Here is a 24007-nt window from a genome sequence, read left to right as displayed (position 1 = left end):
TACGATTTAAGAGCTTGAATTCACAGACGGCCCCCAACAGACACTCAGCGCCCTGGTCTGATGCTGCTATCGCTGCCAGTCTTGCAGACCTTGACTGTGCGCTCAGTACTTCTGTTGAACACCGCGCAGCTTGTGCGGAAGATGGTCAATTTGGTTTGGCGCTGATGTCTCGCCTGACGCGCAGTCTTTAGCTCGATCACGTTTGGCGGTCGGAAGCGGCGCACTTCATTCGGTGACCCCGAACTTGTCCAGGAGCGCCTCGGCGACATCGCGGATTGCAGCGCGCGCCGCTTTTGGGTCGGCTTTGGCGATATCATACAAAGCTATCATAGCCTCCGAACCTGATGCTGCTGTCAGCCCGTTCACCAAACGGGCCTTCTCAGTGGGTGAAAGATTTGCCGAGCAAAGGGCGTTTCTGAACATTTCGACCCGCCGCGCGCCGCGCCTGTCGCCGGGACCATGCACGAGCCAGGCATCCAAGCTACGCGCAAGGAACTGACGGAAGGCCGCTTCATTTTCGACTGAGAGGTCGAAAATATACAGAGCGACCGCAATCGTTTTTTTCCGCGCGCCCTCATGTCCTGCGACCACCTCTTCGTAAGGACGCACAGCCACGGCAAGTCCTGCTTCGTTGGCCAAAATCTGCGGGTCCGAAAAATACCGGTACGCAGTCGCGCGCGAAATTCCTTTCTCTGCCGCTGCGGCCGCAACAGTTACGGTTTCGCCACGCAACATCAGACTTCGCGCGCCCTCAAGAATCGCTTCGCGGGTTCTGGATCGTTTGCTGAGACTTGGCGCCATCAAGCACTCCAAAATAAGACACTTGCCTCAAAATGAGACATATGTATCATAATTACGTATATGCGAACTAGAATCAACAAGGAGAAGCCAATGAACGTCCAACGTCACCGCACCTACGATGTCTTGGGAAATGTCGTTAAGTTTCTGGCGTATCCTGACGAAACCGACGGCAAGTACTGCGTCATGGAGTGCATTGTTCCAAAGGGCGCAGGTGCCCCACCAAATATGCACGCCGGCGAAATGGAAGCTTTCTACGTACTGGATGGTGAAGTTGCTTTTCACGTCGATGGAGAAGACATCGTTGCGAAGAAAGGCATGTTTCTAACAGTCCCTGATGGGGCGATACACGCCTTTTCCGGTGTCTCAGAGGAAGCGAAACTACTGATAGTGAACGCCCCCGGCGTGATGCACGAGCGGTTCTTTACGTCCGTCGGATCCGAATTGCCCGAGGGCGCAACGCGGCCTTTGCCGCCGAGCGGTCCTCCAGATATCCCGGCCCTGGTTGCAAAAGCATCTTCGTTGGGCATGACGATACTCGCGCCGGAGGTTGCAGATCACCGCGCCTAAAGAGCGATGAATCGACAGCTATCAGCGGCTGCTTATGGTCAATACTTCGTTTTTTTCGAATGTCACAATGGCATCGCGTGTGCGCCCGCAAGAGAGGACCACTACCATGTTCCGCATCGCTGAAATCGCCATTCGTGTTGAATACTTGGACCGGGCAATTGCGTTCTATCAAAATTTCCTGGGTTTCAAGTTCCATCACCGCGAAGCCGGTGTGGTTTTTCTGGAAGTCGGTGCACTGAATTCGCCGCTGGGCAAAGTCGGGCACCCGCAACTTCTCGCTCTATTCGGGAGAGGACACTCCATCGATGCGTCGCTTTCAACGCTCGACCACATCGCCTTTGAGGTTCCCGACGCCCAATACGATCTGGAGCGGTCCCGTTTCGCAGACCTGAAAATGATTATTCGCGAACGCTCATGGCCCGACAGTCTGCCCTGGAATGGTCGGTCGTTCTTTGCTCAGGATCCGGACGGTAATGTAATAGAAGTCATTGCTGCCAATACCGATTAACCCAAGGCCGAACTCCTTGCGCCCCTAACCGGACATTTACCTAGAGGGGCAAAGTCTTTGACCGTTCCTTGAAGCAGACGTTTTTATTGAGCGTCACTCATCAGATCACGAAGTACTTGCGATAGTGTCTTTCCGGCCATCTGGCTTACGTTAAAACGTAGAAACGAGTTCTTTGATTGAGTTGGGCTAAAGACATTTCCGGGTGCCAGAACAACACCTTTCTTGAGAGCTTTTCGCGCGATCGCAGCAGCGTCCTGCGCGTTGGGCAGTTCGCACCATAGATAAAATCCACCTCTGGGCTTCACGAAAGGCCTTATGTCCAGCGTATTTAATTCTTCGATTGAACGCGCGCGGACGCGATCCAATTTGTCCCTAAGCGCCTCCATGTGTTTGCGATAGCTGCCATCAGTGAGCGCTGAATGTAGCAATTCTGTCACCATTGGGCTGGGGCCTCCGAAGCTGATCGCAACCTGAAGCTCAGTCAGAGACGCAATCCAGTCAGGGCGCGCTGCTATGTATCCACATCGCAACGATGCAGAAAGGGTTTTGGAGAAGCTTCCAATCGTGAGAACCCTATTCAGCCCATCCAGTGAAGCCAGCCTTGGCGAAAGATCAGGTTCGAACTCAGAGAAAATAGCATCTTCCACGATCTGCAAATCATAGGTTTCGGCCAAAGACAGCACACGGTGTGCAGTTGCTGCAGTGAGTGTCGCGCCCGTTGGGTTGTGCAATGCCGAGTTGGTCAGGTAGAGCCGTGGGCGCTCTCTCAAAAGCACGTTCTCAAATGCGGCAAGGTCGGGGCCGTTAGGCGTGTAGGGTACACTGACAATGGAAATCTGGTGCGCTCTTAGAAGGGCCTGAAAGTTGAAATAACAAGGATCATCTACCAACACGGTATCACCGGGCTTGAGAAGCAATCTACAAATCAAGTCCAGCGCCAGAGATCCGGAATTGGTGAGCAAAACAGTATCGGGATCTACCTCTATGTTCTGGTCGCACAGCATTCGTGCCACATGAGGGAGCGCAGTTGTCGCGCCGATTGGGCGGATGGCAGGTGATTTCCTGGGCGCTGGTTCTATCCTTACCTATTATGGCTGCTTTCGCGATTCTGACATGGCCACCCACGTTAAACGAGCTGACCTTGCCGGTCTGGCTCAGTCTAGGCTACGTCTCGATCTTTTCGATGCTAATCGGTTTCATATTCTGGTACCGTGGCCTTGCACTTGGCGGCACAGCAGGCGTTGGACAGCTTCAGCTTCTTCAGCCGTTCTTCGGTTTGACTCTTGCGGCTCTTTTGCTCGCCGAGCCCGTTGCGCCATCCATGATCAGTGTCACGATCTTTGTGGTGATTTGCGTGGCGTCGGCAAAGCGTTTCGCGTGACGGCTCACTCCTGCCATCCACTGCCCAAGTCGGAAGCCGGGGTCGCAGCCCGCATTGGGGATGGGGTGGATAACTCCTGCTCCACCGGCTTCGCAATACGCCATGCTGCAGTTGTCTATCGCTGCTAGAAAACCGGCAGCGGCGTTGCGACGACCGCTCAAGAGCGGTCATTTGGCACCTCGAAACTGGTCTAAACTCCAGCCGCTCTGCGCTGTTTCAGTCGATTTGTTCTGTGATAACCGTTTAAGTAACCTTTCACATAATCGCTCGGGGTGCACGGCTTTGATACCGTTCAGAACCCCAATATCCTGTCGATCACCCAGAACGCCGCCAAACTACCGATGCCGTAGCTTGTCACGCGTTCGAACTGACCGGCCCGATCCCTGATCGCAGGATAGACACGCCGGGCCGCGACACCGGCCGCCAGGATCACAACGATAAAGAGAATCTGACCAAGCTCCACACCGATGTTGAAGGCAAAAAGCGCCAATGGGATATCCCCTTTGGGCAAGCCGATCTCTCGCAATGCGCCTGCAAAACCGAGACCGTGGATCAGGCCGAACGCGAAGGAGACCACCCAGGGGAATCGCACGGTGATAGGGTCGCGGGCTTCAGTTGGTAAAGATAGCTCGTAGGCGAGGAACACGATTGAGAGAGCGATGACCGCCTCGACCGGAGGTGGGGGGACATTCAGCCAACTGAGTGTTGCTGCAGCCAAAGTAATGCTGTGTGCCAGTGTGAAAGCAGTGATCGCCCAGAACAGCCGACCGCGATCGCGGATCAGCAGCAGAAGTGCGAAGACAAACAGCAAATGATCCGAACCTTCCAGGATGTGCGTCACCCCGAGCGCGATGTAACTTGAGAGGACTCCGGCAATACCAGGCGCCTTGGGCACGGTGAAAGAGATGTCGTTAGAGGTGAGACGATGCACCTGAGTCTGCCCGGGCTCTAGTTCATAACGCACGAGCGTCTCTGTTCTGGTCTGGTCGAGCCCCAGGATCTGGACGAAACCGCCCTCCAAGCCGCGCGGGCAAGCGGTCACCCAGGCTGTCGTCCAGGCCCGCCCATCAAAGAAGGGTGGCGGAGGCGGTTTATGGGTACAGTTCTCTGGAAGGAGCGCCTGGATGGGCATCGGTTGGCCGTTTACGTCGGGTACACGCCACGTGACGCGCCAGCGCTCCTGCCCCAAGGAAGCGAGATTTAAATAGCCCGGATCAAGCGCGTGCGCCGTCACGCTGCCTGGCAGGAATGCGGCAAGCAAAGAGACTAGCAAAACGCGCAGCCAGATCATTGACCGAGCACCTGCTCTGCATCAGGTAGGCTTACCTGATAGCGCGTCAGCAGTGCCTGACCGAAGCTTTCACGCATCTCTTCCGTCTGCGTTGCACGCCACTCGGCCTCGACGCGGTCGCGGATTTCGGACAACGGTGGAAGGAAAGCCTCCGCCCGGTCGTTGACCCGAACGATGTGCAAACCGTAGCCACTCTTAACCGGTCCTTGCCATCGTCCGATTGGCAGGTCTTGTAGCGCCAGGTAAAACCCTTCTCCGAAAGTCCGGTCAATCACTGGTGCTGCTGTCATCGGAAAAGTTGGCGGTAGAAGACTAGCCGGACCCAGATTTGATGGGTCGGCACCATCTTCCAGTAACGCGATTATAGCCGCAGGGTTCCGGTCTTGGGGCAGAATGATCTGTTCAAAGGCAATTCGGTCAGGTTTCATAAACCGGTCCGGGTTTTCGTCGCGAAACGACCGGAGCACCGCCTCATCCGGCACCAGCACCACAGCGCCCGTTTCCGCCAGGAAAAGCATCTTCTGGTTCAGTCGCTGACGTATCACCGCATCCCCCCGATCAAGGCCGAGGCTCAGTGCTTCGCGGACATAGGCTTCTTCCAGTGCCCAGGACTGCATCAGGTTCTCCAGTTGCTCCACCGTGGGCGGGCGGTTCCAGGTGGCGACGAAGTTTTGAACCAGACGGTCTGCCTCGTTCTTGTCCAAGCTGATGATATTGGGCGAGGAAACAACCGGCTCGTCCTTGACAGCCGCGTAGCCGGCAAAAACAAGCGCACCGAGAAAAAAGAAATGGACGAGCGGAGATGAGATAATTTTTTTCAACGCGTTCGGCTCTTGAGTATCAGTTATTATTACCGACATAAATTCTGCGAACGGAACTATGATTACAAGCGCTTCCGAGCCCTGGAAGCATGCATGGGAGATCGCCAGGTGTTTCATCACCCGCCAACCGGGCCTGAAATGCCTGCCGCGATACAGACGCATTGAAGACGATCGGAGTGCGCAACTGGCACCAGGTGACCTGGCTTCGCGATGGCTTTGTTGCGGAGAACGGTCAGCGCGTTGACACAAATCATGACGAACCCTGCAATTTCGGATTATACTAGTAACATTGAATCGTAGGGGGGGAATATGAAACAGTTTCAACACCAAATTTTTCTGGCATCCGCGGCTCTGACCTCGACTGTTGTGCTCACAATGGCCATACCTTCAGGCGCACAGGAATGGACGCCTTCGGCGGAGCAGCTTGCAGAGTCCTACCCCGCGCCGGCCTATTCTCCCTATGCTGGGCGCTCGTTCCCGGAGCGGCCGCTCTGGGGTGATACACATCTTCATACCGGACAATCGATGGACGCTGGTGGCTTCGGCGCACGGCTGACCCACGAGGATGCATATCGGTTTGCGCGTGGGGAAGAAGTCATAGCCTCGTCCGGGCAGCCGGTACGACTCTCGCGACCATTGGATTGGCTGGCGATCACTGATCACTCGGACGGGATGGGGATGATCCTCGACGCGCTTGCCGCAAACCCTGCGGTAACGCGCTACGAGCAAGGACGGCGCTGGTCCGAAGGATTTCGATCCGGAGGTCAAAAGGCCGTGGAAACCGCGCTTGACCTGATCACAACGGTCTCGCAGGGAGAGGTAGAGGTTGATCTGTTCAACAGTTACATGCCCGGCGCGCGTCGTTTCGCGACGATCTGGTCGGACAACCTGCGGACTGCCGAGCGGTTCTACGATCCTGGCATTTTCACTCCCATGCTGGGGTTTGAGTGGACCTCACTCGTTGCGGGGAACAACATGCACCGCAACGTCATTTTCCGCGACGGGCCAGCGCGTGTGGGACAGGTCGTGCCGATGGTGATGACGCCACCATGGGGCAGCCCGGATCCGATGGACTTGTACGCTTATCTCGAGGCCTATGAAGAAAAGACCAATGGCGCAGTGCTGGCGCTGGCGCACAATGGCAACCTGTCAAACGGCGTCATGTTTCCCGTCGAAACTCGTTTTGACGGGTCCGAAGTCACACAAGAATACGTCGAGTCCCGTGCAAGGTGGGAGCCTCTCTACGAAATCACCCAGATCAAGGGCGACGGCGAAGCGCATCCGTTTCTGAGCCCCAACGACGAGTTTGCCGATTATTACAACTGGGATGTCGGGAACCTTGATCTGTCCGCGCCTAAAACTGATGACATGCTGGCGCAGGAGTATGCGCGTGAAGGGTTGAAAAGCGGTCTGGCGCTGGAAGCAAAGTTTGGGACAAATCCCTATAAGTTCGGCGTAAGCGGTGCCACCGACAGCCATACAGGGCTGGTCACGGCTGAGGAAGAAAACTTCTTTGGCAAACACACCGGTTACGAGCCGTCAGCGGAACGGATGCAACATCCGTTTATGAAGTCCGAGCATGGCGAACTCTTTGCCTGGCAGATGCTCGCTTCGGGCCTCACGGCCGTTTGGGCGGAAGAGAATACACGCGAGAGTATCTTCGACGCCATGGCTCGCAAGGAAGTCTATGCGACAACGGGACCGCGTATCGCCGTGCGGTTTTTTGGCGGGTGGGATTTTGACGAGGCAGACCTGAATTCCCGCATTCCGGCGACGGTTGGATATGCAAAAGGCGTACCGATGGGCGCCGACCTTATGTCCCCCTCCGAAGGTGCACAGGCACCAAGGTTCATGGTGGCAGCCCTTCGTGATCCAATTGGCGCTAATCTCGACCGTGTGCAAATCGTGAAAGGTTGGCTCAATGAGGACGGGACGACCGATGAGAAAGTCTTTGACGTCGCCTGGTCAGACGAACGCGAAACTGGCAGCGACGGAAAGGTTCCGCCCGTTGGTGACACTGTGGATGTTGCTTCCGCAACCTGGACCAACACCATTGGTGCCGCGGAACTTGCGACAATCTGGACTGATCCTGAATTCGACCCGGCGCGCCCGGCTTTCTATTACGCGCGTGTGCTCGAGATTCCGACACCACCTTGGTACGTCTACGACGCATACCGCTACGGTATCGACATCCCTGAAGGCGCTCCTACTTCGCAGCAAGAGCGTGCCTACACGTCTCCAATCTGGTACACGCCGCAAGGCTGACTGATTGCCAAGTTTGGGTCGAAAATAACGCGATCGACTGTTCGATGGTGCGGTTGAGGGTGGCACCGCCGCTCGTGCGAAAACAGGTCTCGGTGGAATGACACGACACAACCTGAACAATATGCTGGCGGCGGCGTTCGGAAAGAGCCATTTGGAAAGCGTCGGAGCTGTCTCACTTTTGGTAATCAACCCGAACTAATCCTTGGCAAAGTTGACGCCACTCGGACATTGATGTGCCAAAACGCGCAGCGGTGTCAGAGCGAATGGCGGCTAACGCAAAGTCTGCGACTGCGGTTCGATAGACAGAACCTCCGAGCTTCTGAACAGCAAATGTTGCCCCTTTTACAGGCGGCTTGCGCGCCCGATTAATTAAAAGTCAGAAGAAAACAAGCGCCTTGGTTGCTTGGCACAACACTGAGTTGTCCACCAATTGCTTCCATGGTCGCTTTGACAATATTCAGGCCCATACCTGTGCCACCGGCCTCTCTTTTTGTCGTAAAGAAGGGCTGCAAAACCTTGTCCTTGTTCCCTTCACTGATACCGGCGCCATTATCTGCGATTTTTAGACAGATGACACCGTCGTCCTGATAGGCTGTAAGCACGGCATTCTGTGCGCCGTGTTGCTGAGCGTTCTCAAGCATATGTGTCAGCATGATGTGCAGGGTGGGCGCCGCGACGGGTAAGGGCAGGTGATTGTTCTCAGCCTTGATCGCAAGCGCCGGGAAAGTCTGGACGAGCTGATCAGTGATGTCGCTCAGACAGCATGTACCGTTGATGGCGCTCTGATCGGCAAGGCTGAAGGCGCGCATGTTGGCCAGCAGATCCTCTATCCGCTTTCCACCTTTGTCTACAGTGTCCAGCAGGCGGTGTTTCTGCGCTGGTGGCAAATCATCGTCGCGCAGCAGCTCTGCCGCGCCTTTCAAGGCGGTGAGGGGTGACTTCAGCTCGTGGGTGACATGGGCGGTGTACGTTTTCAATCCATCCTGCTTGTCCTGCAAGCGTTCCGTCAGCGATTGAAAGCTCTGGCTCAGATCCGCGATTTCCCGCGTGCCAAGTTGGTCTGGTGGTTCCCATGCCTGACCACCGTGGCCCGCCACGTGGCTGCGCTGGATCAACAGGTGGATCGGCCGGGTGATGAACCGCCAGAACACGTACCCGATAAGCGCCGTGGATAAAGCGACAAATGCCGCGGCTTTGGCAAGGTTGAAACGTTCGCCGTACAGAAAGCGGAAAATATGGTTCGGGGTGCGGCTCAGGTAAACCGCGCCGATCAAAGTCTGATCCACGAACACTGGCATCGCCACGAAAACGCGCACGCGGGCACCGCGGCTGAGGGTATAAAGCGCAGGCGTTGCATCCTCGCGTACTCGGGTGCGCGCGACCGCGACGGTTTTCCCTGAAAGGGCCTCGCGAACCTCGTCAACATGGTCCAGCTTCTGGTCAATTTCCGCAGTACCGGCAAACACGTTCCCATCGACATCCAGCATCCGGTAACCCGCAAGGGTTTGCGCCTGGGCGGCGTTGGCGATGCGGCTTAGCGGGGCGGCGATGGCCTGATGAACCGAACCGGGTCGGACGGTTGCCGGTCGCGCGTCCGGGCGCGGCGGCAGAACCGTTTCGCGATTGACCGACAGCGATGGGAACACCGCGTGCTCGGTTGAAATTGCACTCGGACGGGGTGGCTTGATCCCGGCTGCATCTGCATAAAGCTCGGCATACGCCGCTGACATAACCGCAGCCTGTGTCAGCAGGCTTTCTTCGGTCTGTTGCACCAGTTGACTGTCGTAAAACCGGAACAGGATCAACCCGGCAAAGGGCAGGCACAGGACAATGCCCAACACCAGCAAAACGATGGTCCACAATCTGGGGCGCCATTTGCGGTTCAGCCGGGCGTGCATGCACCCATCCTGAGGCCGACACCGTGAATGGTCACGATCCCTTCGGCACAGCCGGCCTGGGCCAGCTTGGCACGGACATTGCGTATATGGCTGTCAATGGTGCGGTCCGAGACGTGGATGTTGTAGCCGTAAAGCGCATCGATCAGCTGCGCCCTGGACAGAACGCGGTCGGGACGGGCCATCAGAGTTGCCAGCAGCCGAAATTCCGATCCGGTCAGCGTCACAGGCGTTGACGCGAACCTGCACAGGTGCCGCTCTGCATCCAGGTGCAGGCTGCCTTGCGACAGCACCGGATCGGGCTGGGCAGGTGTCGGCGCGCTGCGCTTCAGGATGGCCTTGATCCGGGCCACCAATTCGCGCGGGGAAAAGGGTTTGGTCAGATAATCATCGGCGCCCAGTTCCAGCCCGACGATACGGTCGACCTCGTCATCACGGGCGGTCAGGAACAGGATCGGCACGTCCGAGGATTTGCGGATGTCCCTGCATACTTCCAGACCATCCTTTTCGGGCAGCCCGATATCCAGCACGATCAAGTCGGGGTTTTCCTGGCGGTTTGTATCAAGCGCGGTCAGGCCGTCGCTGGCCAGAAGTGGCGCATAACCTGCCTTTTCAATCGCGAACCTTGTCACCTCAAGGATATCCGGATCATCGTCGACAACAAGAATGCGTGCAGGCATCAAATGGGGTCCTTCAACTCTGCTGCCGATAATAGGCTTGGATTCGCCATCTCCGAAAGCCCCATTCGCGCCAGTTGGTGATTGCATCCTTTTTCAGATCATATCGCATCCATACGTCACAGACCTGCTGTTCGGTTCTGGTCTCATGATCACGGATAGCGGGGTAAGCATCAGCACCAAGGCTGCATATGTAACCGGTATCCTGTTGCGTCAGAGCACTGCCGTGGCTCAGATTGTAGCTGGCAATGACTGATGCGAAATTCACAAAGTTGCAGATATACAAGACCACCAGAAGCGCTGCAAAACAACGCCGCAGAAGCCAGGTTGTACCGAAGCCGCGATGGATTTGCACCACGATCAGCAGCAAACCGGTGAAAACCAGCGCCATCCATATGAAGGCGGCCACCCGCAAATAGGTAAGCGCATAGGCGTCGACGTAATGATGCAGCCGGATGGCAGCTGTCAGCACCAGGAACACGTTTTGCGCCAACCACATATAGATCAGAATGCGCAACGTCCGGTCCGCGCCGATCATGCTGTGAGTGACCAGAGTGAATACGCCCGCCATCAGGGCCGTCGCCACCAGCGGATAAGCGCCCCGATGGGCATAAGCGGCATAGCTCATCCCTTGAGGCAGGGATACACCGCCGGTCAGGATACCAAGGTCCATCACGGTTTGTACAAGGAACATCAGGTTGAACAGCAACAGCGAATTGCGCACCGAGATTGGATTGATCAGAAATGCGGCCCGGCTTGGGCCTGTCTTCGGCATGGTGGCTGGGCGGGCAATGCCGCCCAGCCATGGATCGCTGAGGTTAAGGAACGGCCACAGTAGCGAGGCCATAACACCCCAGAACAGAAGCCGCAGCCAAAAGTACCCTTCGAACAGAAGACTTGGGTCCAGCTCTGCCAGAAGGTCTTCCAGCACCGGATTGGCGGCGGCCAGCAAGGCAAGGAAGACCGTACCCAATAGCAGCGGCAAGGCCAGCGAGGCTGCGTGGCGGCGGCTGTCGGACCCAAGATCGGCGGCCACTGCGGTGCGACATGTGTCGCGCAGCAAAAGCGTCGCGCCGATGGAAGGCAGGCGCAGGGCGGAGCGCAGCAGCAGACGTTCGTTTACGGCCTGACCGAATAGCGCCCAGGTGGCCAGACTGACCAAACCAGCAAGGCTGAACAATAAAGATAGAAGCTGCAAATCGATGACTACCGGCAGGTTGGTCAATAACGCGAATGCGGCGGCTATGAGCCACTCCGTTGCAGTCGCCCGCCGGGGCTTCATCGCCATGATCGCGGCGGACAAGACCAGCGCGAAGACTGAGACAGAAATGCCTAGCGGCTGTTCCCAAAACAGCCAATCTGCAAGTGCAACCAGCGATGCAAGAAGCGGGATCGCATGGCGCATTTTCAGAGTAGACATCAGAGAACCACTCTGCTGTCGTCTGTTGCCTCCCCACCGCGGGGCCTCGTCCATCTTTCCCAGCCACCACGCGTCCAGCACGATGCTGTCCGGCACGCCGCGAATTGTCAGTTCCTGCCTCATGTCCTGTCTCCAGCTTGCAGGTTTCCTTTCCCGGCAGATTGCCTGCGGCGCTTGCATCTTTGGCGCGAAGTATCCGCAGCCTTCATGGGGCTTTCGTGCAGAAAATGTGCAGAGGCGGTGAAAGGCATTACCAACCACGATTTCCGAGCAGCAAATCGCACCGCGCAATAAATGCGACGTGTCCAGACATTGAACTGCAAGCAAAAGCGCAGTGTGACACAGTTGAACCTTCCCCTGAGAAGCGGTTCGCCGTTATGGCTGGGGAAACGGAGGATCGAACATGGCTAACCCTCTCTATGATGATCTGTTTGGCATTCACGCCGACAAAGATACGGTTTTCCTGCACCTGACAGACGGGACGACCATCACCTATCGAAACTTTCTGAGCACAGCCGCCCGGATCGCCCATGTGGCCACGCAACTGGGCCTAAAACCCGGGGACCGGGTTGCGGCTCAGGTCGATAAATCGCCTGAGGCGCTGGCGCTATACGCGGCATGCGCGCAGGCAGGCCTGGTTTTCCTGCCGCTGAACACCGCCTATACCGTGGACGAACTGACGTATTTCATCGAAAACAGCGGCGCGTCACTTGTTGTCTGCGATGGCCGAAGCAAAGACCAATTGACCCCGATTGCCGCGCGTTTCGGGGGCAGGGTGGAAACGCTGAATGCGGATGGCTCGGGCTCGCTGATGGATCTGGCGGTTGCAATGCCAGACAGCTTTGCGACCGTGGATCGGGACGGTGAGGATCTGGCGGCGTTTCTTTACACGTCGGGCACCACCGGACGTTCAAAGGGCGCGATGCTGACCCAGAACAACCTGTTGTCCAATGCACGGACACTGGTCAAAGAGTGGCGGTTCACGTCGGAAGACGTTCTGTTGCACGCGCTTCCGATCTTTCATACGCATGGGCTGTTCGTGGCCACCAACATCATTTTGGCTGTCGGCGGACGCATGATCTGGCTGCCAAAATTCGACCCGGATCAGATCATTAACAGAATGCCCGGAGCCACGTCGATGATGGGCGTTCCGACCTTCTATACGCGCCTGCTGGCAGACGCGCGTTTTACCAGCGAGCTGACCAAACATATGCGCCTGTTCGTTTCGGGTTCGGCCCCATTGCTGGCGGATACCCATGCACAATTCCAGGAGCGTACCGGGCATCGTATCCTAGAACGCTATGGCATGACTGAAACCAATATGAACACCTCAAACCCCTATGACGGCGAACGTCGCGCGGGCACGGTCGGGTTTCCCTTGCCGGGGGTCGAACTGAAGATATGCGATGCAGACGGCAACCCTTTGCCGCAGGGTGAAATCGGTGAGATCGAAGTGCGTGGCCCAAACGTGTTCAAGGGATATTGGCAGATGCCGGAAAAGACGGCTGCCGAGCTGCGCGAGAACGGGTTTTTCATCACCGGTGATCTGGGACGGGTCGACGAAGATGGGTATGTCCATATCGTCGGGCGCAACAAGGACCTGATCATCTCGGGTGGCTACAATATCTACCCCAAGGAAGTTGAGCTGGTTTTGGACAGTCACCCCGGTGTTCTGGAGAGCGCAGTGATCGGTGTGCCGCATCCCGACTTCGGTGAAACCGTGCTGGGCCTGATTGTAGCGGAACCCGGGCAGTCTCCGGATCTCGACGCGGTCATGGGTGCAGTGCGCGACAGCCTGGCGCGGTTCAAACATCCCCGCACGCTTATTCAACTGGATGAATTGCCCCGCAATACAATGGGAAAAGTCCAAAAGAACATCTTGCGTGACCAGTTCAGGGACATGTTCAAAGCCGGGTCACAAGGCACATAATGGCAGAGCCTAGATAAGCGTCGGAAACTTGATATAGTCCTCAAAACCAATGGGGACAGAAGAATATGAACAATCGTTTGCGCAAAATCACCATCGTAGGTGGCGGCACGGCAGGCTGGATGACCGCGTTGATCCTGGACATGGTGTTTTCACGCACTTCAGCAACAAAAGACCGACCACATATCTGCCTGATCGAAAGCCCCAATATCTCGACCGTGGGTGTTGGTGAGGCTACGGTGCCGCGCATGCCGGTCACGCTGCGTCAGGCGGGCATTTCCGAACGGGATTTTTTCCGCGAGACAAACGCGTCCTTCAAGCTGGGTGTGAAGTTCTGCAACTGGAACAAGGACCCCAAAGGAAAACGCATCGATTACGTGAATCCCTTTGCCCATGGCCAGATGCTGGAAGGGTTGGACGCCGCCGAGTATTTCCTGCGCTTTGGCAATGGAGAGAGGGACTTTACACAGTCCATCTCGCCCCACGATCATCTGGGACGTCTGTGCAAAGGCGCGCGACAGCTGGGTCAGCCCGAGTTTGAACAGCGTTTTGGCTATGCCTATCATCTGGATGCGGTGAAGTTTGCGGGTATGCTTACCACGGTCTGCACAAAGCGCGGCGTCGAGCATATCCAGGACGAGGTACAGAAGGTCGAGCTGGATGAACAAGGCAACGTCAGCCATCTGATGCTGGAGCGGGCAGGACGTCATGACATCGAAATGGTTATCGATTGTACCGGGTTCCGTGGTTTGATCATCAATCAGGCGCTGGGCGAGCCGTTCTTGGATTATTCGGACTATCTGCCCAATGACCGCGCCATGGCGTTGCAGGTCGAACACCGCAATCCCAATAAAATCGAAAGCCTCACGCGGTCGACCGCGCTAGGCGCAGGGTGGACGTGGCGGGTGCCGCTCTACAATCGTGTGGGTACAGGCTATGTGTTCTCCTCGGCGCATCGAACGGATGATCAGGCGGCCGACGAATATCTTGAATGGCTGGGTGACAGCGGCAAGGGTTTGACGCCGCGGATCATCCCGATGCGCGTCGGGCGCGTGCGCAATGCCTGGGTCAAGAATTGTGTGGCAATCGGTCTGTCAGGCGGGTTTATCGAGCCGTTGGAAAGTACCGCGATCCACATGATTGACCACGCAGTACGCTGGTTTGCAGAACACTTGCCGACGCGCGACGTCGCCCCTTCACTGCGGGCAAGATACAACCGGCAGATGGACAAGCTTTATAACGAGGTTCTGGAATTCATCTGCCTGCACTACCGATTGGGCAATCGAAAGGATGATCCCTATTGGATCGACGCGCGGACAGAGATGAAGATACCGGATCGGTTGGCCGAGAATCTGGAGTTGTGGCAGCACCGTCTGCCGATGGATCACGATGTGGAATTTGCTACGCTGTTTGACCATCGCGTTTATCAGACGGTTTTGTTGGGCAAACAGGTCTATGATACGGGTTACGGTACCGGCATACGAGATCGTTTGCGGCCGTTGAAGAAAGTGATTTGGTTCCAGGGCATGCAGCGCGCGAAAGAGGATCTTGCGCAGATAGTCAAAGTGATGCCGGATCATAAAACGCTGCTGCGCGATATCCGGGGTGAGCTGGAAAAACCGGTCTTTGGGATGGCGAACGTGGCGAAACCGACGGTTGCGATGCCGGGCACGAAACCCGCACCTGTTACGATCCAGAACATGCCGAACTTTGCTGAAATCCAAAGCGGCGCGAAGGATTTGCAACTGTTCTAACGGTTCTCTGCCCCTACGAAGGAATTCAATAAACTGAAGGGCGAGGCATTCAGCCCCGGCCTTCAGGGCGGTTTAGCGCCAGCTCATACCCCGGTCAGACAAGTGCCTTTGAACCCGACCCGGATAATCAGAAACAATGGCATCCACACGCAGGTCGATCATCCTGGCAATATCTTCAGGGTCATTGACCGTCCAGACCGCAACGCAAAGGCCCAAATTTTTGGCCAGTTCGACGTTTTCAGCAGTTACATCCGCATAATACGGGCACCACAGTGAGCCACCCGCTTGCTTGACCAATCGCGGAATATCGCCTTCGCGGCCGCGAAAATCCGGGCAGACTGCCTTGGACGAATCCTCCCCTACATCCTCGGCGTTTTCGGGAAGCTGGGTCAGATAAGAAGATGGTATATCCGGCGCCTGCCGCTGACATTCTTCCAACAGATTCCAGTCGAAACTGTGCAGCACCACACGCGACGACAGGGCCTTGGAACGAACCTCTTGCAGGACAAGACTGACAAACTTCTCTCTGTAGCGCGCGTCATGGGCCAAATCGGGGTCCGATTTCAGCTCGAGCATCAGACAGGCATCGCTATGTAGGGGGTCACTCACCAGATCCAGCAGGTCAAGCAGTCTTGGAACGCGAACGCCATCCATTAGCGCCTGATCTGGAAATCGCCGACCATAGGCAGAATTCCCATCCAACCGCCCGATATCGAACTTCTGAATCTGCTCAAACGTCAGAGTTGAAACCTTCGGCTCTTCCCCGGTCAAAAACTGGCCGTCAGCATCGCGAAAACTGGGGGCGTGCAGCCGGTGATTATGGGTTATGACGGGGATGTCGTCAGCCGTGAGGACAACATCAAACTCCAGAAGCAGCACGCCAATGGACAGCGAAAAGTCGAAGCCAATCATGCTGTTTTCAGGCAACACACCTCGCGCACCCCGGTGGCCTACGATGCGGATCAGGTTGTCGCCACCCCGGAAAGCCTCGACCTGAGGGAATGCCATCAGCCTTCCAGCCTTTCACCGGTGGATCGGTCAAACAGATGCATATGGTCTGAGGACACAGAAAACCGCATGTTCGGATGTCGGCCTTCGATCGGGTGCACACCAGGAAGGCTGATCGTGATCGGATCGCCCAAGCCGGTCAGTTGACCGTGCAACAGCGTGTTTGCCCCCAGTGGCTCTGCCATCTGAATCGTAGCCTCAATCGGGCCATTGTCGTCCAGCAATAGATGCTCGGGTCGTACCCCCAGCTTGAAGGCAGTATCAGGGCCCTGCGACGAACCAACCGCGACCCCACCAATCATGACGGTTCCGTTTTCGCGTTGGGCGTCAAAGACATTCATCGCGGGGCTGCCGATGAACTGTGCCGCAAATAGGGTTCTTGGCGTTTCGTATACCTCTAGCGGTGTGCCAACCTGTTCGGCGATACCGCCGTTCATGACGATCATCCTGTCGGCCATTGTCATGGCTTCAACCTGATCGTGGGTTACATAAAGCGACGTGATCCCCAGTTTTTCCTGTAGTTCACGAATCTCAAGCCGCATCTGCACGCGAAGCTTTGCGTCCAGGTTCGAAAGTGGTTCGTCAAACAGGAACACCGCAGGTTCACGGACAATCGCGCGCCCCATAGCCACCCTCTGACGTTGGCCGCCTGACAATTGTCTGGGTTTGCGGTCGAGCAAAGGTTCAAGCTGCAACAGCCTGGCCGCCTCGGTCACTTTTTGATCGATCTGAGCCTTGGGCAACCCTGCGATCTTAAGGCCATAACCCATGTTCTGCCGGACCGACATATGCGGGTAGAGCGCATAGTTCTGGAACACCATGGCAATGTCACGATCCATCGGCTCTTTTTCGTTGGCCCGTTCCGCACCAATCCGGATTTCACCCGCGGTCACGGTCTCAAGCCCTGCCACCATCCGCAACAGCGTGGATTTTCCGCAGCCCGAAGGGCCGACGATGACAATGAACTCGCCATCTTCGATGTGGATGTCGATGCCATGTATGACATCTGTCGGGCCAAAGCTCTTTTTGACATTCTCCAGGGTTACTGTTGCCATTTTCTATTTCTCGCTATCGACAAGGCCGCGGACAAAAAGCTTTTGCATCGACACCACCACGATGACCGGTGGGATCATTGCCAGAATGGAGGTTGCCATGATGACCGGCCAATCAGCCACATCATCGCCAGACGGGAACATCTGCTTGATGCCCATCACAATGGTGTTCATTTCAGGGTCGGTGGTGATAAGCAGCGGCCACAGATACTGGTTCCACCCATAGATAAACAGGATGACGAACAGTGCCGCGATGTTTGTCCGACTCATCGGTACGACGATATCGATGAAAAACCGCATAGGCCGGGCACCATCCACACGCGCAGCTTCGGCCAGCTCGTCCGGGATTGTCAGGAAGAACTGACGGAACAGGAAGGTCGCCGTGGCCGAGGCGATCAGCGGAAAGATCAGTCCGTAGTAGCTGTTGAGCATGCCGAACCCGGCCACGACCTCAAATGTCGGAACGATGCGCACTTCGACCGGCAACATAAGGGTCAGGAAGATCAGCCAAAAGAACGTTGTTCGACCGGGAAAGCGGAAATAGACGATTGCAAATGCCGAAAGCAGTGAAATGATGATCTTGCCCACTGCAATCCCGATGGCCATTACAAGGCTGTTGAACAGCATCGTTGCGACGGGGACATTCACGCCGGAAAACAAGGCTGCCTTGTAGTTCTCCCAGAACTGATCACCCGGCAAAAGCGGCATGGGTGGTGATACAACTTCCGGCTGGGTAACGGTTGAGGCGACAAATGCCAGCCAAATCGGAAAGAAGATGACCAGGACGCCAAGGATCATCAGGGCATGTGTCAGCCAGATACCCGCTCCGCGCTTTTCGACCATTCCGTGCTGTTGGGCTGCCATCAGTAATGCACCCTCTTTTCCACGTACTTGAACTGAATGACGGTCAGAAGGCCGACGACAATCAGCAAAATGACCGATTGCGCCGAAGACGAGCCCAGATCCTGACCGACGAACCCGTCTGAAAAGACTTTGTAAACCAGAATGGTCGTGGCCTGCTGCGGACCGCCACCGGTGATTGTGTGGATTACGCCGAAAGTTTCAAAGAACGCATAGACCACATTCACTACAAGCAGGAAAAACGCTGTCGGTGACAGCAACGGCAGGACAATCGTGAAAAACCTGCGCCAGAACCGTGCGCCATCGATCGCTGCGGCCTCGATGACCGACCGCGGAACCGACTGGAGTGCGGCGAAGAAGAACAAAAAGTTATAACTGATGCGCCCCCAGGCCGAAGCGACAACCACAAGCCCCATCGCCTCGGTGCCATTCAAGACGTGGTTCCAGTCATAGCCCAGCTGTCCAAGATACCACGACACGACACCGACGCGCGTGTTGAACATGAACAGCCATAGCACACCCGCAACCGCCGGTGCGACTGCATAAGGCCAAATCAGCAGCGTCCGATAAGCTCCGGATCCTTTGATCAGCCGATCTGCAATGACTGCCAGAAACAGGGCCGGGATCATGGAGCAGAGCGTAACAAGCGTCGAAAACACGGCCGTGGTTACAAAGGATGCGCGATAAAACTTGTCGCTTAGCAGAAATTCAAAATTGCCCAGACCGACGAACTTGGACGACAACCCGAACGGATCTGGGATGAACAGCGACTGCCACACAGCTTGTGCAGCGGGATAAAAGAAGAATACGGCAGAAATGACGACCTGTGGGGCGATCAGCGCCAATGGCAACAGCCAGCCGCGGAATGTGACGCGTTTTTCCATCCTGATGACCCGCCGGGAATAGTGGATGCGGGCTCTGCCGAGCCCGCACCGGATTTCAGAGGTTTATTGATTCGCCGATTCGAACCTGCGCAGAAGCGCGTCACCGCGTTCTTTGGCGCTGTCCATGGCTTCCTGGGCGGTTTTCTCACCGGACCAGATGGCCTCAAGTTCCTCATCGATGATACCGCGAATTTGATCGAACGATCCCAGACGCAGACCTTTCGAATTTGCTGTCGGCTCTTTCGCGGTCATCTGGATCACAGCGATATCGGTGCCCGGGTTTTCATCATAGAAACCGGCCGCACGAGTCGCTTCACCGGCTTCTGCGGTAATCGGAAGATAGCCGGTATTCTGGTGCCATGCCGCCTGAACGTCGGACGAGGACAAGAAGCTCAGGAACTCGCCAACGCCTTTGTATTCTTCGGGATCATGACCTTCCATCACCCAAAGGGATGCACCGCCGATGATGGTGTTTTGAGGCTCGCTTGTGACCGCTTCCCAATACGGCAGCGGGCGCACATCAAAGTCGAACTCGGCCTCGGCTTTGATCCCGGCATACCCGGCCGAGCTTTCGGTGAACAAGGCACATTCTCCGGCCCTGAAGTTTGCGCCGCCTTCATTTCTGCGACCGGTATAGATGAATTTCCCATCCTTGGCCCAGTCACCCATGGCGCTCAGGTGCGCGACCTGTACCGGGCCGTTCAGCATCAGTTCTGTGTCCAGACCGGCAAAACCATTGTCCTGCGATGCAAACGGAACGTTGTGATAGGCTGACAGGTTTTCCAGGTGAATCCAGCTTTGCCATGCCGTCACCAGCGGGCAGTCCTCGCCTCCGGCTTTGAGTTGCTCCAGCACATCGCCGACTTTTTCCCAAGTTGACAGGTCAGTATCAGGATCAACACCTGCCGCCTGCATGGCGTCGCGGTTGACCCACAAGACCGGCGTGGAAGAGTTGAACGGCAGCGACAACATATCGCCGTCGGTGGTGGTGTAGTAACCCTTCACCGCGCCGATATAGGCATCGGGATCAAAAGACGCGCCACTTTCAGCCATGACTTCGTAGACCGGCTTGATCGCGCCTTTTGCTGACATCATCGTTGCGGTGCCAACTTCGAAAACCATCAGGATGTGTGGCTGTTCGCCAGCACGGAAAGCGGCAATGCCAGCGTTCAGGGTTTCTGAATAGTTGCCCTTGTGGCTTTCGACCACGACAAACTCATCCTGACTGGCGTTGAATTCTTCAACCTGCGCTTTGACAAGTTCGCCAAGGCGGCCGGTAAAGGCATGCCAGAATTGAACTTCGGTTTGTGCCATTGCCGCCAAGGGGGACAAGGCAGTTGTAACGGCAAGAGCGCCAAGCAAATTCTTTTTCATGATTCCTCCCATGCATCAGGTTTGATGCTTCGTTGAGTACCGACTGCAACGCGTATTCGACACACATGACGATTTCACGACGTTACCGTTACAGAAATATAATTCAAGCCCTACTTATTGGCAAAAAACATAATACAATGTTATACAGCGTGAATAAAAAAGCGGAACTGGGTCTGCAATGAGACAAACTTTGAGAATTCGGCAATTGGAAGCACTCATGGCGGTGACCACCAATGGTTCGGTCACAGCAGCGGCCGCCGATTTGGGGGTGAGCCAACCAGCTGTCAGCAGGTTGCTGTCGGATCTTGAAAAATCGTTTGGATTTCAACTTTTTGATCGCCGCAAAGGGAGATTGGTGCCAACCCAGGAAGTTCGCTATCTGCAACCCAGCGTGGATCGTGTCCTGGAATTAATGAAGCAGATATCGGACGCAAGTCAGAATATCACACAGCGTAAAGCCGGGCACATCCGCGTCGCCTGCCTGCCCGGTTTCGCCACCAGCCATCTGCCGGATGTTGTGGCAAGTTTTCTGAAAGACCGGCCAGGTGTCACCATGACGATCGAACCGGACAGGCCGGAACGGATATTGGAATGGATGGTTGGCGAACAATATGACTTTGGAATCACCGATGGCTTCAACGGTCATCCGGGGGTCGAAAGCAGAAATGTCGATGTGCGCACGGTTTGCGTATTCCCGAAAAATCACGCGCTTGAGAACCTCTCGGAGGTGACGCCATCCGATCTTGCAGATGAGAACATCATACATACGCGGCGCGACAGCGATTTTTTCGGACGGCTTTCGAAGGCATTTCAGCAGGCCAACGTTACACTCAACTCTCATATCGAAGTCCGGCAATTTACGGCAGCATGTGAATTGGCCATAAAAGGCGTCGGTGTCTCAATCGTCAGCGAACTGGACGCTGTCCATTACACAGACCGGGAGCTAAGCTACAGGCCATTCAAGCCGTTTTTGCCGCATACTCTTTCGCTGGTACGCCCGGTTTTGAAGCAGCCGTCTTTGATAACACTGGAGTTCATCGAGCATTTCAGCGAAAGTCTGAATGCGTTCAGAACACTTGCGTGAGGCTGCGGTCACCGGGACGAAGGATACCTGCCCGCGTTTCCAGCCAACACTCTCCAGAAAAAGCAGGAGCCAAGGGATCGAATACGCCCAAAGTCGTCGTTATTGTGAGGCTCCGCGTATCTGTTCAATGGCTCGGGCGGCAAATCTACCCGACAAAGACCCGTCTGCGGCTGCTTCCAATGCAGGCAAAGCGGGGGATGCTTTCCCGCCGATTTCACCCAATGCGTTGGCCGCTTCTTTTCTGACAAAAACCGAAGGGCTGCCCAACAGCATGATCAGTTCAGGAACGGCTGGGGCTGCGTCAGCTCCAAAGAGCGCCAAAGACTGAGCCGCGTCACGTTGTTCCTTGGCATCTCCGCGCATCAGATCAGCTTTGAGGCTTGCAACTGTCGTGCTCGGCGGAAGCGCGGCCAATTGAAGGCCGTTTTTCAAGCGGTTGTTCAAATGCTGATGCTCGCCGATCCATCGCACGATAAAGAAATAATCGCGCACCGCTTCGCCCAGAACCTTCTCGTTTTTTCCATTCTGCCATTGTTCGATCATTGCACGCGCGCTGCTTCGATCGCCATTCAAGGCCAGAACCGACGCTGCAAATGGCATCAACTCTACTGCCTGCGGGTTTCGGTCCAGCTCAGACCTAATAACGGCCTCTGCACCTGTCAGATCATTCATCGCAAACAGCGCAGCACCTTGAAATAGCGCGTAGTGGCTGGGGTATTCCGGGTCGAGGCGCATTGCAGCCTGTACAAATGCCAGCCCTTCCTCTGGCTCGCCACCCGCGATCAAGGCCCATCCCATTGTCACATGCGCTTCGGGGTCGCTTGGTTGCAGGGCAATGGCTTTCGCGGCTTCTTGTCTCGCTTCTTCTGTTCCCCGACTTACACCCTCGGCGCTGTCCCAGTCCGGAAGGTTGAGAGCGACAATTGCCCTGATGACGTGGATAAGCGAGGTGTCCTGATGCGTCAGTTCACGGTAGTATTTATAGAACAGCCCGATATGCATCTGTTCTTCAGCATTCGCAAAGCCTGACCAGTGGTGGAAGATGTGCGGTCGCAAATGTACCATAGCTAACATCGCCCAGGCGCGCGCATAATTCGGGTCCAGCTCGACAGCCCGCTCAAAATGCGGAATTGCGGCCAGATTGTCCTGTTCATTGAAGCGTGAATAAAGCGCCCATCCGCGCTGGAACGCTTCGCGCGCCTCAATCTTTTCAGTCTCTATGCTTTCGATAGCAATCCGGCTTTGCGTGTCGAGCGGGACATCCAACTCGCGCGCAATCGCCAGTACAATGTTGTTTTGCAGGTCGAAGATCTCATCGATTTCACCGTCGAAACGTTCCGCCCAGATCAATCTGCCGTTCAACGTGTCCGTCAGGCGGATGTTGACCCGAAAACCCTCTCGGCTGCGTCTAAGGCTTCCATCAACGACATAGCGAACGCCCAGTTTCTCGGCAAAACCTGCCACATCAATGTCGCGGTCCTGAAATGCAAAGGATGTGTTTCCGGCGATGACAAATAACCCTGATATGCGGGACAGGTCCGTTATCAGATCCTCGGAAACGCCATCTATCAACATCTTGTTGGACGCGTCGCTGGTGAAATTCGTCAAGGGAAGCACGGCGATCGAGGGCAGGTCCGGCAGAGGGTAAGCCATCTGTGCCTCAGAAGCGCGCAACTGACCCTTTTCCCATGTCTTTGTCCCGATATACCCGGTCGCGCCCAACAAGATCAGAATTGCAGCCAGCTTCATTAAACGCGGCGCTTTCTTCGTTTTTTGCTTTACCGCCGGGGTCAACGCATCTGTTTCGACGCGGAACGCCTCAATGGGGTCCGCGATATTCTTGACGGATTGCGGGCCAATTGGCGTAAAGGCGAAGGGCACCTTGTTGCGCGAGTATCCGACAATCGCCTGCGAGGCGATAATCCCCCCAGGTTCTGCCAGTGCCTCAAGCCGTGCGGCAACGTTGACACCATCACCCAGGATGTCATCGGCGTTTGAGACGACATCGCCGACATTCAAACCGATCCGAAAAACGATTGCGCGATCAGGTTCGGTATCCGAGTTTCTTTTCGACAGTTCGGCCTGTATCTCGACGGCGGCGCGAACCGCATCGACCGCGCTGGGGAATTCGATCAGAAAACTATCACCGGCTGTGTTCGCAATGCGCCCTGAATACCCGGCGATCAAGGGCTCGATGACTTCAGCGCGGATCCGGCGCAGCTTGTCGATGGTGCCTTCTTCATCCAAGCCAACCAATCTTGAATAGCCTGCGATATCGGCGGCTAAGATGGCTGCTAATCGACGATTTGGCCGGCTTTCCATAGTTTCGCAGCCTACCATTTGGACATTTTTCTGGGAACCAGTTTTCAAGGTACCGGTTTTGCTCCGGTTTTTGAAATCACCCAACCTGTTATCTGGACGGAAATGGAAGCCCGGA

Annotated in this window: 20 protein-coding genes and 1 pseudogene; 8 read left to right on the top strand and 13 right to left on the bottom strand. The window is 55.9% G+C overall.

Going from position 1 to position 24007, the window contains the following annotated elements:
• Nucleotides 1–225: 225 nt before the first annotated feature.
• Nucleotides 226–801 (bottom strand): hypothetical protein, encoded by a 576-nt coding sequence (locus ACR0LL_RS10995; RefSeq protein WP_480586593.1) that lies wholly within the window; start codon nucleotides 799–801, stop codon nucleotides 226–228.
• Between the two features lie 90 nt (nucleotides 802–891).
• Between ACR0LL_RS10995 and ACR0LL_RS10990 the strand changes: the two genes are divergently transcribed.
• Nucleotides 892–1368, top strand: a complete 477-nt coding sequence (locus ACR0LL_RS10990) for a cupin domain-containing protein (RefSeq protein WP_480586591.1) — start codon at nucleotides 892–894, stop codon at nucleotides 1366–1368.
• A gap of 106 nt (nucleotides 1369–1474) precedes the next feature.
• A complete protein-coding gene (locus tag ACR0LL_RS10985; RefSeq protein ID WP_480559554.1) occupies nucleotides 1475–1876 on the top strand; it encodes a VOC family protein in 402 nt (133 codons plus the stop codon).
• Between the two features lie 83 nt (nucleotides 1877–1959).
• Here the strand turns inward: ACR0LL_RS10985 and ACR0LL_RS10980 are convergent, their stop codons facing one another.
• A complete protein-coding gene (locus tag ACR0LL_RS10980) occupies nucleotides 1960–2880 on the bottom strand; it encodes an aminotransferase-like domain-containing protein (protein ID WP_480586588.1) in 921 nt (306 codons plus the stop codon).
• A 2-nt stretch (nucleotides 2881–2882) separates the two neighbouring features.
• Here ACR0LL_RS10980 and ACR0LL_RS10975 point away from each other — a divergent pair, with 2 nt between their 5' ends.
• The gene (locus ACR0LL_RS10975; protein WP_480586586.1) at nucleotides 2883–3257 is read left to right on the top strand and encodes an EamA family transporter; all 375 of its coding nucleotides are present in this window, start codon (nucleotides 2883–2885) and stop codon (nucleotides 3255–3257) included.
• Nucleotides 3258–3549: 292 nt separating this feature from the next.
• Here ACR0LL_RS10975 and ACR0LL_RS10970 read toward each other — a convergent pair whose 3' ends face one another.
• Together ACR0LL_RS10970 and ACR0LL_RS10965 are read right to left on the bottom strand one after the other, a co-directional pair.
• On the bottom strand, nucleotides 3550–4548 hold the full coding sequence (locus ACR0LL_RS10970) for a HupE/UreJ family protein (RefSeq protein ID WP_480586583.1): 999 nt from the start codon (nucleotides 4546–4548) through the stop codon (nucleotides 3550–3552).
• Nucleotides 4545–5486: a peptidyl-prolyl cis-trans isomerase gene (locus tag ACR0LL_RS10965; protein ID WP_480586581.1), complete on the bottom strand. Its 942-nt coding sequence runs from the start codon at nucleotides 5484–5486 to the stop codon at nucleotides 4545–4547. The genes ACR0LL_RS10970 and ACR0LL_RS10965 overlap by 4 nt, the downstream gene beginning before the upstream one ends.
• 192 nt (nucleotides 5487–5678) lie before the next feature.
• Here ACR0LL_RS10965 and ACR0LL_RS10960 point away from each other — a divergent pair, with 192 nt between their 5' ends.
• On the top strand, nucleotides 5679–7634 hold the full coding sequence (locus ACR0LL_RS10960) for a DUF3604 domain-containing protein (protein WP_480586578.1): 1956 nt from the start codon (nucleotides 5679–5681) through the stop codon (nucleotides 7632–7634).
• 365 nt (nucleotides 7635–7999) lie between these two features.
• On the opposite strand, the gene ACR0LL_RS10955 is transcribed toward ACR0LL_RS10960, so the two are convergent.
• The 3 genes from ACR0LL_RS10955 to ACR0LL_RS10945 are packed head-to-tail and all read right to left on the bottom strand — an operon-like array spanning nucleotide 8000 to nucleotide 11749.
• Nucleotides 8000–9532, bottom strand: a complete 1533-nt coding sequence (locus ACR0LL_RS10955) for a sensor histidine kinase (RefSeq protein ID WP_480586577.1) — start codon at nucleotides 9530–9532, stop codon at nucleotides 8000–8002.
• Complete coding sequence (locus ACR0LL_RS10950) at nucleotides 9517–10209, bottom strand: response regulator (RefSeq protein ID WP_480586575.1); 693 nt, start codon at nucleotides 10207–10209, stop codon at nucleotides 9517–9519. The genes ACR0LL_RS10955 and ACR0LL_RS10950 overlap by 16 nt, the downstream gene beginning before the upstream one ends.
• A 13-nt stretch (nucleotides 10210–10222) precedes the next feature.
• On the bottom strand, nucleotides 10223–11749 hold the full coding sequence (locus ACR0LL_RS10945) for a DUF4153 domain-containing protein (RefSeq protein WP_480586573.1): 1527 nt from the start codon (nucleotides 11747–11749) through the stop codon (nucleotides 10223–10225).
• A 280-nt stretch (nucleotides 11750–12029) separates the two neighbouring features.
• On the opposite strand from ACR0LL_RS10945, the gene ACR0LL_RS10940 reads away from it, so the two are divergent.
• Together ACR0LL_RS10940 and ACR0LL_RS10935 are read left to right on the top strand one after the other, a co-directional pair.
• The gene (locus tag ACR0LL_RS10940; protein ID WP_480586570.1) at nucleotides 12030–13556 is read left to right on the top strand and encodes a malonate--CoA ligase; all 1527 of its coding nucleotides are present in this window, start codon (nucleotides 12030–12032) and stop codon (nucleotides 13554–13556) included.
• A 65-nt stretch (nucleotides 13557–13621) separates the two neighbouring features.
• On the top strand, nucleotides 13622–15307 hold the full coding sequence (locus tag ACR0LL_RS10935; protein ID WP_267365576.1) for a tryptophan halogenase family protein: 1686 nt from the start codon (nucleotides 13622–13624) through the stop codon (nucleotides 15305–15307).
• 72 nt (nucleotides 15308–15379) lie between these two features.
• Here the strand turns inward: ACR0LL_RS10935 and ACR0LL_RS10930 are convergent, their stop codons facing one another.
• The 5 genes from ACR0LL_RS10930 to ugpB form a co-directional block, all read right to left on the bottom strand.
• Complete coding sequence (locus ACR0LL_RS10930) at nucleotides 15380–16315, bottom strand: glycerophosphodiester phosphodiesterase family protein (protein WP_480586567.1); 936 nt, start codon at nucleotides 16313–16315, stop codon at nucleotides 15380–15382.
• Nucleotides 16315–17370 (bottom strand): sn-glycerol-3-phosphate ABC transporter ATP-binding protein UgpC, encoded by a 1056-nt coding sequence (gene ugpC, locus ACR0LL_RS10925; protein WP_480586565.1) that lies wholly within the window; start codon nucleotides 17368–17370, stop codon nucleotides 16315–16317. The genes ACR0LL_RS10930 and ugpC overlap by 1 nt, the downstream gene beginning before the upstream one ends.
• 3 nt (nucleotides 17371–17373) lie before the next feature.
• Nucleotides 17374–18210, bottom strand: a complete 837-nt coding sequence (ugpE, locus tag ACR0LL_RS10920; protein ID WP_209506351.1) for a sn-glycerol-3-phosphate ABC transporter permease UgpE — start codon at nucleotides 18208–18210, stop codon at nucleotides 17374–17376.
• A gap of 20 nt (nucleotides 18211–18230) precedes the next feature.
• Entirely contained in the window at nucleotides 18231–19112 is an 882-nt protein-coding gene (gene ugpA, locus ACR0LL_RS10915; protein WP_209505975.1) for a sn-glycerol-3-phosphate ABC transporter permease UgpA, read from the bottom strand.
• A gap of 63 nt (nucleotides 19113–19175) precedes the next feature.
• Nucleotides 19176–20486: a sn-glycerol-3-phosphate ABC transporter substrate-binding protein UgpB gene (ugpB, locus tag ACR0LL_RS10910; protein WP_480586562.1), complete on the bottom strand. Its 1311-nt coding sequence runs from the start codon at nucleotides 20484–20486 to the stop codon at nucleotides 19176–19178.
• Nucleotides 20487–20664: 178 nt separating this feature from the next.
• Between ugpB and ACR0LL_RS10905 the strand changes: the two are divergent.
• Nucleotides 20665–20844: pseudogene (locus ACR0LL_RS10905) on the top strand (helix-turn-helix domain-containing protein); the annotation flags it as partial.
• 54 nt (nucleotides 20845–20898) lie between these two features.
• On the top strand, nucleotides 20899–21570 hold the full coding sequence (locus ACR0LL_RS10900) for a LysR substrate-binding domain-containing protein (protein ID WP_480586723.1): 672 nt from the start codon (nucleotides 20899–20901) through the stop codon (nucleotides 21568–21570).
• 99 nt (nucleotides 21571–21669) lie between these two features.
• Here the strand turns inward: ACR0LL_RS10900 and ACR0LL_RS10895 are convergent, their stop codons facing one another.
• Nucleotides 21670–23892, bottom strand: a complete 2223-nt coding sequence (locus ACR0LL_RS10895) for a HEAT repeat domain-containing protein (protein WP_480586561.1) — start codon at nucleotides 23890–23892, stop codon at nucleotides 21670–21672.
• Between the last annotated feature and the right edge of the window lie 115 nt (nucleotides 23893–24007).

The organism is Ruegeria sp. AI2 (genome assembly GCF_056541275.1).
This window is presented reverse-complemented; position numbering and strand designations above follow the sequence as displayed.